Source organism: Gardnerella swidsinskii (assembly GCF_023277705.1).
Taxonomy (GTDB): Bacteria; Actinomycetota; Actinomycetes; order Actinomycetales; family Bifidobacteriaceae; genus Bifidobacterium; species Bifidobacterium swidsinskii.
The window spans coordinates 972,046-985,612 of sequence record NZ_CP083176.1 but is presented as its reverse complement, the minus strand read 5'-3'; the positions used below and the strand labels follow the sequence as shown (position 1 = coordinate 985,612).

The window sequence follows — 13,567 nt, the reverse complement described above, 5'->3', positions numbered from 1 at the left end:
AAGTCAGTCAATCTGCAATCGCCAAAATACAAGTCATCTTCATAAGAATCAATAAAGAAGTATTGCAAGGCGACGGCGAGCGCGCGCTAATCGAGCATCATCTGCAGGAAGTATGGCAAAATACTCAAGCATACGAGAACGAATAGCATCCGCATCACTCTTATGACCAGATGCAAGGAAGTCAAGCAGTCGCCCAAAAGCGTCATCAATATGACCGTCAATCATATCTACATCTGCTACTGCAAGCTGCGAATCTAAATCATCCTTATTATCGCCAGCAGCCTTTCTAACCGCAGCAACATCAGTATTAGTATTACGCGAAAGCAACAAAGCTTTTGCATGTTCACGCGATGCGAGCACATCATGAGGATCCGCTTCCATTACTTTTGCATACTCACGTGCAGCACCTTCATAATCACCCTTCATAGCAAGCGAATGAGCTTGCTCATGAGCAGGTGGAACACTCTCAACAGAATTATTCTCGGAACTATCTTGATCTGCATCTTTAGACGTTTCAGACTTTTTCTCAACCGAGGATTCCACAAAAGGAGCAGTTCCAGCAACACCAGAGCGTTCAGCAACCTGAACCAATTGCGGCAAAATAGTGCCACAAATCTGCTGTAATTCCTCATCGCTAGGTAAACCTTGCGCAATAGGCATAGGGCGTCCGCCAATTAAACCGTAAATTGCAGGAAGCTGCTGCGCTTGCAATGCTTGAGCAATACTTGGGCTTTCATCAGAGTCGATACGAGCTAACTGCATACGACCGTCAAGCGCGTTAACAGCATCCGCTAATTTCTGCGCCACATCATAATAGGCCTCGTCATTAGCTTGCCAAAGCAAAATAACAATTGGGAAACTTACAGACGTTTGCACCATCGCCTGAAAAGACTGCTCATTAACATCGATTACATAGCCGCCAGCTTTTGGAGCAGAAGAACCAGTAGAACCCGACGCAGCTTTAGCAGCTTGCTTAGCTTGAGCTTCTACACGACGCTTTACGCCTTCTAAATCTACAGCCCCAGCAAGCGAAAATCCGCCAGGATTCATGCCTTGCGCTTTGCTACTCACCATTTTTCCTCTTTTCCAAGCACACTACATTGCACTTACAAAATTTATAAAGCTTCTACCTTAATAGGCTGACGCTCAGCACCAACAGGAATAATCTTCATATGAGAACTAGCTGGAGGAACTACTAGAGCAATAACATTTACGTAAGTTACTCGCATAGTACCTTTTGCTTTACCGTCGCCAAATAATGCTTTTTCTTCATCAGAAGCAGGACGAGATTCACGCCCTTCACCAGCTTTACGAGTCCACACAGAATCTATGCGCGCAACAACCAAATCACTTCCATCGCTTGAACGCATAATGCTTATTTGTTTGAGATTTGGTGTAAAGACTTGTTCTTGAGAGCCTTTATTTCGCTCCATTCCAGCTTGCACTGCTTTAGAAAGTTCAACTAACTTTTTACGCAAATAATCGTCAGCAAAATGCTTTGCGTACTTGCTGTTTTCACCATTTTGTAAAACGTCAGCGTACGCAGCTACCGCTTCATCTGGAGTCATCACCAAACCAGTATCGTTAGATTTACCCATTGAAGAACCAATACTTGGCACAGCAAATTTAGGAAGATGCACTCCAGGGAATAAGCGCGCAACAGCCCAAAGTTTATAATTCGAACGCGCTCTCTGTTGACGTAAAACCAGCAAACGTTTTGACTGCTGATCTTTAGTAGTAGTTGTAATAGTCATTAAATCTCTTGGCCAACCAGAATTAGTTGGCACAATAGTTTGCGCGGCTTCACGCGGAATAGTGGCCTTAGGATCTAAGTTTCCAGTTTTGTTTGCAATCGTAAGCTCGCTCGTACGAATATCGAGAGCAGGTCCAGAAACTGCTTGAGATAATGAATCCACATCTTTTTCGTCGTTTGCCTTTTCTAGAGTGCGAAGCAACCCCAAGCGGATATCTTTTTCTTGCAGCATAGTCACATTAGGTAACTCTTGATTACTACGCGCTTCAGCAGGTTTCGGCACCTGCCCATCGCAAGCAGATAATCCGGTTACCATAACCGTTGATACAACACATGCTATTAATGTGACTACGTTGTTGCGCAATACGCCTCTATTTTTACTTTTTACTCGGTGAATATCGACATTACTATTACGCATTTTACTCATTTCCTCGCTCACTTGAAGAATTACCGCGGTAGCCTTTCCCATTTTTTCTGTAGCGACCGTTACCGCCGTCTCCTCTAAACCCATTTCGTTTTATGCGAGATTGCTTATCGTTGCTATTTTTAGACGAATTTTGACGTTTGTTTGATTCTGAGTTGCGATAGTTTTCGTGCTCATTAAGCTTTTTCTTACTAGATTCATGTGAAATCTTGCTATTACTATCTGAAGGCTTGACCGTTTCTAAACGTTTCTTTGCAAACTTTTCAGAATTATTAGCATTATTTCTATCGTTCTGACGATTACGCCTCTTGTTATTCTGCTGTGCATACTTATTTTGCTGCTGACGCTTATTCTTATAATCGTTCAGACTATTGCCATCCGACGCGCTTGCGTAAGATTTTTTCTTATTTCGCGGAGTCTTAATATTCTGAGAATTCCGCTTATATTGCTTATTTTCTGAATTTGCTGATTCTGCTGAATTTCCAGAATATTTCGCATTTCCTATATCTTCCGCATTTGCTAAATCTTCTCCGTTTGCCGCAGCATCCTGATTGTGCAAATCATTAAATTCATCATCAGCATTGTCTAAATCATCTAAATAAGAATTATCGTCATGTTGCTGCATAAAGCGCGTGGCAAACGCAAGCATTTCATCTTGCGCAATAACAGTAGTTTCAGCCAAAGAATCAGTAGATGCAACCGCTGTAGAAGCAGACGCAATTCGAGTTTGCATACCATTTGAGTCGCCGCTTTGCATTGAATCTTTGCGACGACGCGCATGATCTCCATGCCTTGCGTGGCTTCCAGAATCCTTCTTGTGTCGTTTGTGACCAAAAATACCAGACATGGTTCCAGAAATCGCCTCAGCAAAGGTGACTTCGTCACGCTGTGCAGACTTTACTGCCAACACTCCTGAACGGCTAGCTATTAATTGCTTATTACGACGACGATGCGGAGCCATTGCAAAAATAGTTGCAGAAAGTATAGCTAATACTGCAAAAAGCACTCCTACAAAATATAAAGGCGTTGCAAAATCTGGAATTTGATTACGACGCCACCGCAATTCTACGGAAGCTTCCGGCACATTATCCCCCAAATCAATTAGCAAAACACGTCTAGCAGCCTGCGAGCGCAGTGAAGAAGAAGACGCATCATGACTATTTGACTTACTAGCGCGAGTGCCCGATTTAGGCATTGTGCCGCTTGCAACAGCATGGTCATACGACGCAGAACCAGAAGATTGAACATAATCTGCAGTATTTATTGCCAATTTCGCTAAACCAAGCTGGCATGTAACTATAGGCCATAAATTAGATTCTTGGAATTTTACGTCAGGATCCTTAATGTCCACAGAGTCACCCGCTTGCACAGAGGTTTTACCAGACACTTCAGAAACTGAAAGATTATTCCAATCACGCAAACCAGTAATTCTTTGTACTGGAGAACCTGCCACCCAGCCTCTTACGTCTTTCGTTAAACCTACAGCAACACAAATAGGCTTACGCGTATGCAAAGCAGCAACACTAATACGAACCCTGTTATCTACAAGATTCAAAACACCAGGATCAGTGACAATATAACGAGTTCCAGATACGTTAGCGTACGCAATAACAACGTTGCTAGGCTTCCAAAATGTTGCGTTAGCAACTCCAAGAACAACGCTTAATACTGCAAGCAAAGCAAAAAATGGAGCTACAACGCCGCGCATGATTTTACTGCGCAAAGTGAGCCGTCGCATTGGTCGTCGCATTGGTCGTCCTTCTGTATCAGAAGCATCTTCTATATTTGTCATAACGATACCATTCTACAGTCTTTTAATATTACTTGCATGTTTTGATGTAAAAATCAGCGTCAAGCGGTAATGTGAGGCTATGAAAAAAATCAAAACATTAGAACAAAAATCCTTTTTGCTTCGCACTTTTGCAACTATTAGTGCAGTGGCAATGTGTGTAGTACTCGCTTCATGCGGAGAAAGTTCCAACAACAAAAACAATTTAACTGATGAGAACGCTCAAAAAGCTGGAATGCAGTTGCTGGAAGGCGTAAGCGCATCTGGAGCACTTGGGAAAAAGCCTAAAATAACGCTGAAAACGCCTGTAAAAGTAAAGCAAAATACTTATGCTGTTTTGCAACGAGGCAACGGAGAAACAATTAAAGAAGGCGATCGCGTATGCTCTCAGGGCATTGTGTTCGACTCCAAAACCGGCAAAGAGCTTATGAATACTTGGGAAAAAGGCAAAGCTGATTGCTCGATTTACATTAATAAAAATTCTACAAGCCGCTCATATTACGCTTTGATTAAAGGTAAGAAAATTAATACAACTATTGCTTTTGGCGTAAGTGAAGGATATAAAAATCCTTCATATGTTATGGTTCTTACAATGGTTTCGCGATCAAAGGCTATAACTAGAGCAACGGGCAAGGCTGTTACGAATATTCCCGCAAATTTGCCGAAGGTAACTCTTGATAAATCTGGAGCACCAACCTTAGATAAAAATAACTACGTTCCAGACGGAAAGCTTGTTTCTCAGACTTTGATTGAAGGAACCGGCAAAAAAGTAACTGCAAAAGACACAGTTTCTGCTCATTACACTGGCTGGACTACTGATAAAGACGGCAAATTGCATCAATTTGATTCTTCTTGGCTTCGTGGCATACCTGCAGACTTCCAACTTGCTGGAGGAGTAATCCCTGGTTGGACTAAAGGCTTAACTGGAAAGAAAGTTGGCTCCCAAGTTCTTTTGGTAATCCCACCAGAAGATGGCTACGGTAAAGAAGAAAAGAAGGACGCGCGCGGAAACGTAACTATTCCTGCAAATGCCACGCTGTACTTTGTAGTCGATATTCTCTATGCTTCGTGAGATTTGTAATTTTGCAAACTGTTGCAGAATTAACTAGCGATTCATAAATAATAAACCCCTCCTTCCCGAGGGGTTTTTACATATTTAGAACACATATTTAGAACAGACGAAGATCGTTGGACTCGACTCCACGCATTTCATCGTAATCCAATATTAAGCAAGTAAATCCACGATCCTCAGCCAAAACGCGAGCTTGCGGACTAATAGTTTGCGCAGCAAAAATACCTCTAACCGGCTTAAGTAACGGATCTCTATTCAGCAACTCACAATAACGCGTAAGTTGCTCAACGCCGTCGATACCGCCATGCCGCTTAATCTCAATAGCGACATGTACACCATCCGCGTCCTGAGCCATAATATCCACTGGGCCGATAGCCGTAGGATACTCACGGCGCACCAACGTTGCACCATCGCCGATTCGTTCAATCTGCTCAGCCAAGTAACGTTGCAAATGATCCTCAACACCATCTTTAATTAAGCCAGGATCCTCACCCAAATCGTAAGTATTATCGCTATAAACATGCTCGAGCGAAACCATAAGCAAATCATCGCTTTTAGCGGCAGCAACACGCAAAATACAGCCATCTACAACAACGCCAGCATCGGATTCGCCGCTATCTTCTTTACGTAAAACACGCATACTACAAGGAGCTACCATCCAATTAAGAGGTTTATATGCACCAAGCTCAGAAAAAATAAGTACGCTGCCATCTGCTTTAATAAGCAACACTCGCTTAGCTAAAGGAAGCGTGGCATTTAACCTACCTGTATACTCTGCACTGCAATCTGCAACAATAATTCGCACACAGCAAGCATAACAGAAATCAAGTAAAGAAGTACCTTACTTCCCCAAAGCTTCAGCTAAATCGCGATTCTGCCAATGTTGATGTAAGGCGCAGTATCCGCCGAACAATACGAGCCACACTAGTCCGCCAATTGCAGAAGCTCGCGTATCGTCGCTAATAAACAAAGTCACATACACAAAAGCAAAGAACGCTATAGTAAGAGAATTCAAAAGCTTATAATGCGGCATAACGAAGCCGTCTGGCATAAAATCAGCAGATTCACGGTATTTACGATGCGTAACCATAATCAAAATATAAATCATGATTATCACTGCCGAAGAAGCCGAAGCAAACAAAATAAACGCACCATGAATACCAGGGATCGAATTAATAATTGGTGAAAGAAGAATCAAAGCAGACGAGAACAAAATCGCGCGAGCAGGAACCTTCGTGCGTGAAACCTTACGCAACTTACCCAAAAGAGGCGAAGGTGACTCAAGCGCGATTTGATACATGTGGCGACCAGCAGAATACAGCAAAGAATTAAGCGCAGAAGAAGCAGCTGTAATAACCACAAAGAACACAAGCGCAGAAGCCCAATGCAATCCCGCGTATTGGAACACCATAATGAATGGTGACATAAATACGCCTTCCGCATTCGTAGCCCTAAACTGTTGCCACGGCACAATAAGCATAATCGCTATGAGAGCACCAACATAGAAAACCAGAACGCGTACAATAATCTCGTTAACAGCCTTTGGCAAAACCTGGCGAGGATTCTTAGTTTCCGAAACAGTCACACCAACAAACTCAATAAGCTGGTACGCGTAAAACACCATTTGGAAGCTCATTAAGAAGGAAAGCCAGCCATTTGGCATAAGCGAGAAATTGTTGAAAATATTATCTAATCCAGCGTGACCAGCAGGACTCATTACACCACCATGCAAAGGAGTTGCAGAGTAATGGTAACCAATTAAAGCCATAACTACGGCTGTGACAATAAGAGCAACAATTAGCGTAATTTTAATCATTGAGAACCAAAACTCAGTTTCCCCAAATAGCTTTACAGCTACCAAATTTATGCACACTAAAGCCGCTAAAAATACTACTTCTATCAGCCATTTCCAATGACTTACGTCAATATCGAAAGTTTGGAAGAATGTGACACAATACGTACTAACTGCCGTAATTTCGCTCATACCAATAAGTACAAGCACAAACCAATACGACCATCCGGCAAAATTACCCCAACCTCTGCCAAGATAACGTGTAATAAAACTAATAAAAGTATGCTGGTTCGGATCCTTATACATAAGTTCGCCAATGCCACGCATCAGCAGGAACATAATCAAGCCCACAATAATGTAAACGAATACGATACTAGGACCTGTTAAGCTAATAGATTTTCCGGAACCAAGGAATAAGCCTGTGCCAATAGTGCCACCAATAGCAATAAATTGCACGTGACGCTTGGTAAGACTACGCTCCATTTGGTTTGCATTGCTACTTGCATTTTCTTGCGCAGATACGCGAGAAGATTGGTTTGAAGATTGATTATGAGAAGATGTGCTATTGTGCGTCTCTGCAGATTCTGTTTGTTTAGAACCTACATTAATGTCACTATTCACAGTCTCACTCATTATTACAACTCCGTTCCTTAATAGCCACGAATTTCTAATTTTATAGGAACCCTTAACTATTCATTACGCATTCCACAATTCGCGCAACTATTCCACACTTTTAAGTGAGCTTACTGGATCTATGCGATCCAAAGCTGGGTTGGTAGCCCATTGCACAATTAACGCAAAAATTAGTGTTGCAACGCCAGCAATGCAATAGCTTAAAGGAGCTACTTCAACTTCAAAATACAAAGACGGCATACGAAGCGCGCTAGTCAACAATCCTGCAATAAGCCTTCCTAATGGCAATCCAACTGCAATGCCGATAACAGTTAAAGTAAGCATTTCTTTATGCACATAGGAATGAACTTCTCTACGATAAAAACCAAGAACTTTCAGCGTAGCCATTTCGCGAGTACGTTCCGAAATATTAGTACTTGCAAGAGTAAAAAGCACAGCTAAAGCTAAGCCAGCAGCCAAAGTTACGATTAAAGCAACAACAGCATTCATAAGATCAAAACTAAAAGCATGCTTCATACGCGTAATATTCATAACAGCAAGCACACCGTCACGTTCAGAAACCTTGTCGGCATATTTAATTTTATTATTATCGCTACCTCGCAAACGCAAAATTAACGCATTATGTTTCAAAAGCTTACTGTTTTCTCCATTAAATAAGCGTTCGTAGCAATGTTCAGTCATGTAAATATTAGAACCGATAAGATTACGAACAATAGCTTTAACTTTAACCTTCGCACGTTTAAAACTAGTATTCGTCACATTAATTTCGCTACCACGAGTAATGTCCAGAGATGCAGCAGCGCTTTGAGAAAGCAACGGACCTTCATCCGTAAGTTTAACAGTTTGCAAATTATTGTTCACATCCTGCAAATTTACAAGATGAGACAAAGCTTTTGTGTCTTTTACAACAATCAACTGCACGCTTTCCGCATCCTCAACATGACGACTATTCGACTTATTTGATTGATTTTTAGCTATTTCTCCAGAGCCCACATAAGCCGGAAGTATAGTTTCTACTTTATTATTTGACTTGTCTTGCTCAACGCTTTTCTTCATATTTTGGAAAGATCCTGGAGCCGAGATAGAAATCATATCGTATCGATAAATTCCCTCGTATTGGCGAATACCCAAGGTCGCAACAGTATCGTTCAAAGCAAGACCGCAAACAATAAGCGCTGTGCAACCGGCAACTCCACCAATAGTCATGCACAATCTGCCTTTGAATCGCGCCAAATTGCGAACAGTAACCTTATTTAAGAAACTCATTCGCTTCCAAATCCAAGGCAACCTTTCAAGAAGAACGCGAGAACCAGCTTTTGGAGCTTTTGGTCTTAACAAAGCTGCAGGAACTTGCTTTGTTTCTCGCCAACTAACAACGATTGTGCATATTGCAACAGGAATCACAAATGCTAGCACACACAAAGAGCCATATAGCCAGTCATACTTCAACCTAACGTCTGGAACGGCGTATAAACCACGCAAGATTTTTAGTAAAAGTGAAGGGATTGCAAGAAAACCCATAATATCGCCAATTCCGCCGCCAACAAAGCACGCAAATATTGCGAAGAAAGCATGTCTTGTTACTGCAGTAGAACGACCGTATCCCAAACTTAAGTATGTGCCAATAAGCCCTCGCTCTTCTTCAACCATACGAGCCATAGCAGTTAAACTCATCATCATTGCTACAACAAGAAATACTGCCGGGAAAGCGTATCCAAGTGACTGTATTGAAGCAACGTCAGAACGCAAACTAGCATAACTATCGTTAGCTATACGAGTAGATATATGCCATTGAGCTTGAGGAACACGTTTTTGAATCTCTGACTTAATTTGTTTACGAATTTGCTTTTTTGCTTGCTCTTTAACAAAATTTGGAGCGCGCTGAAGTCTAGGATCGTTTGCAATAATGTTTTTTAATTCTGAGTTAACTTGGTTGTCGATAATTTGATTACGTCGAGCTGTTTCTCGCTTAGATTGCACGCGTTCTTGAATCTGTTCAGATGCATCGTCGACAATGCCCCGATAATCTTTAGAAAAAACATTGACATGTTGAGTATCATTCAAACGTACCGATATTGCTGTATACGGCAAGCCGGTCACGTTATCAGGAGCAGCAGAAGTAAATATTGGATATCTAGACGTCACAGAGTTACGAAATGCTTTAGATTGATAGCCATCAGGATTGTTTAAATCGTTGCTATCTAGCACGCTACCAGTTATGCGCAAACGATAAGTTTTAGACTTTGAATTAGAAGAATCAAGATTTCCAACGTCCACATTTTGCTGCATGTTGACTACTATCACATTGCCAATGCTCAAGCCACTATCGTGTAAAAATCGCTGAGTTACAACAGCTTCACTATTATTTTTAGACATATTGCCCTTAAGCAAATGCAAACGATTAAGATTTTTTTGCGATTCTACATAATGCACGAAATTCATTGCGTATGAAGACTTTGCATCATCTGTCGCGTGTGCTGTTGCTTTCCAAGAACGCTCTGCTTCAACTTCACTCACACTTGGCAACGCGCGTAATGCTGCAACATCGTCTTTAGTTAAACCAAGAGTAGATACGATTTGCAAATCATAAGCATGCAATTTCGCATACATATCGTTAGTAGCGAGAAACATGTCGTTGCAGCCTGCATAAATACCAGTCATAACAGCAACGCCAAGCATTGCAATAACCGCAAGAACACAGAAGCGACGCCATTCGCGAACCCACATTCTAATTGCGCTAATAAATACTATTGGCAGCAATGAGTGCGTGCGCTTACCTTCACTGCCATTATTGGCGTTTTTATTATCAGATTGCTTTGAAACTGCTGTTACTTTCCGCATAACAACCACCTAATCACCACTCAATATCGGCTATAGCCATAGGATGTTCTTGCACAGTTTCGTCTACAACTTTTCCAGAACGGAAACGAACAACTTTGTGAGCCATCGGAGCAATGGCAGCATTATGAGTAATAATCAGCACTGTCATGCCTTCAGTTCGGCAAATATCTTGCAATAATTGCAATACTGCCTTACCTGTTTCATAATCCAAGGCACCAGTAGGCTCGTCACATAACAATAATTTAGGTTTTTTAGCAAGAGCTCGCGCAATAGATACGCGTTGCTGCTCACCGCCAGAAAGTTGAGCTGGGAAATTATGTAGCCTTTCTTTCAAGCCAACATCAATAAGCGTTTGAGCAGGGTCAAAATGATCTGCACAAATTTGCGAAGCTAACTCTACATTTTCAAGAGCAGTTAAATTTGGAACTAAATTATAAAATTGAAAAACAAAACCAATGTCTTCTCTGCGGTAGCGAACCAAATTACGACCTTTTAGCTTAGTAACATCGCAATCGCCAACAACAACACGACCGCTTGTTGCAGTATCCATACCACCCAAAATATTTAATGCTGTAGTTTTTCCCGCGCCAGATGCACCTAAAATTACTGTAAGCTCACCGCTCTGTGCAGTAAAACTGGCATCATCTAAAGCTCGCACAGCACCAGAACCTGATGGGTATTCTTTCACTACATGATCAAAAGTTATATATGCCACAACACACCTTCACAATATGAGAAACTATAAAAATTCAACTTCTATTTATTTGTATTATCTACCGTTATATTTCGTACTATTTTACTAAATGAGCGCAAAATTCGCTAACTTACTTCAGCGATGACACTCCACATCTTTCCATGCAATACGCATTACCAAGCCAAGTATGACGAGAATTTGGCCAGACAGCACCTAAACGCGGAGCACATTGACTCATCCATATACTTGGCACACGCCCATCTGCGCTTTGCGAACCAAGCAAATTAAATCCATTCTTGCTTTCAAGCCAATCTGGATGTTGTGTTGCAATAGCAAGCCCTTCTTCCAGCGTAAGAGGCAAACGCTCATCAGAATCAATAAGCTTACGAGCAACATCAGGCTCTCGATTCAAATACGATGAGCCAGTATGCGGATCGACAACTATATAGAACGGACCTTCAGGAAACTCATACCCGTCTTTAGGAAGAAAACTTATGATATCTCGCGGAGGCATAGTAGTGAATCCAGCCATGCGATTAATACTCGTCCGAGAAATCAACGATTCAGGCGAAACTAATTCACGCGTAGGAATCAATAAAATATTCGCACCTAAACTACTATTTTCAAGCGCACATAATATAGGATTTGCCAACTTACGAAAAGCATTGGCACTCATATCAGCCACATCTGGATACCCAAGTGCCACTATACGATCGAGTTGCTGCTGTATTTCTTCAGATGCTATTGACATAATTCCAGTTTACGCAAAATCTTACATAATCGCGAGCGCAATATAACCATAATTAGTTTAGGAAATTACGCTTTTTAGCAATAATTTCCGCCAATTGCACAGCATTTAATGCAGCACCTTTTCGCAAATTATCGTTAGTGATAAAAAGTGCCAATCCCTTATTTCCATCTACTGCTTGATCTTTCCTAATTCTGCCAACATAACTTGCAGATTTTCCGGCTGCTAGCTGAGGAGTAGGAATATCGTTAAGTTCAACTCCTTCAGCATTGCTCAATACTTCGCGAGCCATGTCTGGAGTTACATCATGCTCAAACTCAGCGTTTACACTCATGCCGTGACCAGTGAAAACACCTACTCGCACACAAGTACATGAGGCTGCAAGATTTGGCAAATGCAAAATCTTACGGCTTTCATTGCGCAATTTTTGTTCTTCGTCAGTTTCTTCAGATCCGTCATCAACTATTGAACCAATAAAAGGCACTACATTAAAAGCAATAGTACGAGCAACTTTTGTAGGCTCAGGGAAATCTATTGCACTACCGTCGAAAACGAGTTTATCTGCTCCTTGGTTTAATGCAGCTTGAGCCTCATTCATGAGTTGCAAAGCACCGGCTCGACCGGCACCAGAAACAGCTTGATAAGACGAAACTATTAAACGTTTTAATCCAAAAGCATCAGCAAGCGGCTTTAATACAGGCATGCAAGCCATAGTTGTGCAATTTGGATTTGCTACTATTCCTCTTGGAATAGTATCTAAATCTTCAGGATTTACTTCCGCAACTACCAAAGGCACATCGTTATGCATACGCCATTGCGAAGAATTATCTACTACAATTGCGCCAGCTTCAGCGAATTCCGGAGCCCAAATTTTTGAAGTTCCGCCGCCTGCAGAAAAAATAGCTATATCAATTCCGTGCAAATCTGCTTTTTCTACATCTTCTACAACTACGTCTTTGCCACGATATTGCAAAACTGTGCCAGCAGAATGAGCAGAAGCCATAAAACGTAAATCTTTTATTGGGAAATCACGCTCGTCAAGCACTCGACGCATTACCATACCAACTTGGCCAGTTGCGCCAAGTACTGCCACGTTCACGCCTTTTTCGTTGATAATTGTCATCGAGACTCCCTTAAAAGTAAGCACGTATAATTTCTACAGTTTTTACAATTCTACAATTTAAATAATTTAGTTAATTTAATAATTTAATAATTTAAATTGCTTCAGCGCCCGCTTCCGCCGTACACTACTGCTTCAACCTGACTTGCGTCCAAACCGTAAGCAGTATGCAAAGCGCGAACAGCTTCATCAATTTGTTCAACAGGAACCATGGCAGCAATACGAATTTCCGAAGTAGAAATCATCAAAGTATTTATACCATGTTCACTTAGCGCAGTGAAGAAGGTAGCAGCTAGGCCTGAATGTGTTTTCATACCAACGCCAACAACAGCTACTTTTCCTACTACTGGAACGACATCCATAGAAGTAAATTTCAATTCATCATGCGCTTCTTCTAGAACTTTACGGACTGCTTCCATTGATGCTCCTGGAGCAGTAATAGAAATATCTGCTGTACCAGTAGAAGCACTTGCTTGCGCAATCATGTCAATATTTACATTTGCTTTTGCAAGAGTTGTAAATACTTTCGCAGCCATACCAGGAATATCTGGAATACCGCGAACCGTAATCATTGCCTCACTGCGATCATGAGCAACGCCAGAGATAACAGGAGTTTCCGGACCTAAATCAGGAAATAAATCGCCCATAGTCGAAAGAATATCGTGGTTTACCATTGTTACCGCCTTTAAGCTCGAAGATTA

General features: G+C 41.6%; 11 protein-coding genes. 1 reads left to right on the top strand and 10 read right to left on the bottom strand.

The annotated features are described in order from the left end of the window. Positions 1-48 precede the first annotated feature (48 nt). The 3 genes from K9E37_RS03820 to K9E37_RS03810 are packed head-to-tail and all read right to left on the bottom strand — an operon-like array spanning position 49 to position 3,969. Positions 49-1,074, bottom strand: coding sequence for a tetratricopeptide repeat protein (locus K9E37_RS03820; protein WP_102703311.1), 1,026 nt, complete (start codon positions 1,072-1,074; stop codon positions 49-51). A gap of 41 nt (positions 1,075-1,115) precedes the next feature. Then, positions 1,116-2,180: a DUF8094 domain-containing protein gene (locus K9E37_RS03815; protein WP_004109972.1), complete on the bottom strand. Its 1,065-nt coding sequence runs from the start codon at positions 2,178-2,180 to the stop codon at positions 1,116-1,118. Beyond that, the gene (locus K9E37_RS03810) at positions 2,173-3,969 is read right to left on the bottom strand and encodes a hypothetical protein (RefSeq protein WP_004109974.1); all 1,797 of its coding nucleotides are present in this window, start codon (positions 3,967-3,969) and stop codon (positions 2,173-2,175) included. Before K9E37_RS03810 ends, K9E37_RS03815 begins: the two co-directional genes overlap by 8 nt. Before the next feature lie 79 nt (positions 3,970-4,048). On the opposite strand from K9E37_RS03810, the gene K9E37_RS03805 reads away from it, so the two are divergent. Next, entirely contained in the window at positions 4,049-5,038 is a 990-nt protein-coding gene (locus tag K9E37_RS03805) for an FKBP-type peptidyl-prolyl cis-trans isomerase (RefSeq protein ID WP_248893062.1), read from the top strand. Between the two features lie 97 nt (positions 5,039-5,135). On the opposite strand, the gene nucS is transcribed toward K9E37_RS03805, so the two are convergent. From nucS to K9E37_RS03770, 7 genes are all read right to left on the bottom strand, one after another. Next, the gene (gene nucS / locus K9E37_RS03800; RefSeq protein WP_064621458.1) at positions 5,136-5,843 is read right to left on the bottom strand and encodes an endonuclease NucS; all 708 of its coding nucleotides are present in this window, start codon (positions 5,841-5,843) and stop codon (positions 5,136-5,138) included. Positions 5,844-5,879: 36 nt separating this feature from the next. Continuing rightward, on the bottom strand, positions 5,880-7,313 hold the full coding sequence (locus K9E37_RS03795) for an amino acid permease (protein WP_100066729.1): 1,434 nt from the start codon (positions 7,311-7,313) through the stop codon (positions 5,880-5,882). Between the two features lie 237 nt (positions 7,314-7,550). Beyond that, complete coding sequence (locus K9E37_RS03790; RefSeq protein WP_410309354.1) at positions 7,551-10,304, bottom strand: ABC transporter permease; 2,754 nt, start codon at positions 10,302-10,304, stop codon at positions 7,551-7,553. A 13-nt stretch (positions 10,305-10,317) separates the two neighbouring features. After that, the gene (locus tag K9E37_RS03785; protein WP_004105770.1) at positions 10,318-11,019 is read right to left on the bottom strand and encodes an ABC transporter ATP-binding protein; all 702 of its coding nucleotides are present in this window, start codon (positions 11,017-11,019) and stop codon (positions 10,318-10,320) included. A gap of 109 nt (positions 11,020-11,128) precedes the next feature. Beyond that, entirely contained in the window at positions 11,129-11,749 is a 621-nt protein-coding gene (locus K9E37_RS03780; RefSeq protein ID WP_004109989.1) for a DUF5701 family protein, read from the bottom strand. A gap of 52 nt (positions 11,750-11,801) precedes the next feature. Continuing rightward, positions 11,802-12,869: an aspartate-semialdehyde dehydrogenase gene (locus K9E37_RS03775; RefSeq protein ID WP_004109990.1), complete on the bottom strand. Its 1,068-nt coding sequence runs from the start codon at positions 12,867-12,869 to the stop codon at positions 11,802-11,804. A 101-nt stretch (positions 12,870-12,970) separates the two neighbouring features. Further along, positions 12,971-13,540 (bottom strand): ACT domain-containing protein, encoded by a 570-nt coding sequence (locus K9E37_RS03770; protein WP_004105778.1) that lies wholly within the window; start codon positions 13,538-13,540, stop codon positions 12,971-12,973. Positions 13,541-13,567 lie beyond the last annotated feature (27 nt).

Excerpts from the sequence above, each read along its gene's own strand:
- K9E37_RS03775 (WP_004109990.1), bottom strand. The coding sequence starts at position 12,869 with ATGACAATTATCAACGAAAAAGGCGTGAACGTGGCAGTACTTGGCGCA.
- K9E37_RS03770 (WP_004105778.1), bottom strand. The coding sequence starts at position 13,540 with ATGGTAAACCACGATATTCTTTCGACTATGGGCGATTTATTTCCTGAT.
- K9E37_RS03805 (WP_248893062.1), top strand. The coding sequence starts at position 4,049 with ATGAAAAAAATCAAAACATTAGAACAAAAATCCTTTTTGCTTCGCACT.
- K9E37_RS03780 (WP_004109989.1), bottom strand. The coding sequence starts at position 11,749 with ATGTCAATAGCATCTGAAGAAATACAGCAGCAACTCGATCGTATAGTG.
- K9E37_RS03810 (WP_004109974.1), bottom strand. The coding sequence starts at position 3,969 with ATGACAAATATAGAAGATGCTTCTGATACAGAAGGACGACCAATGCGA.
- K9E37_RS03795 (WP_100066729.1), bottom strand. The coding sequence starts at position 7,313 with ATGGAGCGTAGTCTTACCAAGCGTCACGTGCAATTTATTGCTATTGGT.
- K9E37_RS03820 (WP_102703311.1), bottom strand. The coding sequence starts at position 1,074 with ATGGTGAGTAGCAAAGCGCAAGGCATGAATCCTGGCGGATTTTCGCTT.
- K9E37_RS03815 (WP_004109972.1), bottom strand. The coding sequence starts at position 2,180 with ATGAGTAAAATGCGTAATAGTAATGTCGATATTCACCGAGTAAAAAGT.
- K9E37_RS03790 (WP_410309354.1), bottom strand. The coding sequence starts at position 10,304 with ATGCGGAAAGTAACAGCAGTTTCAAAGCAATCTGATAATAAAAACGCC.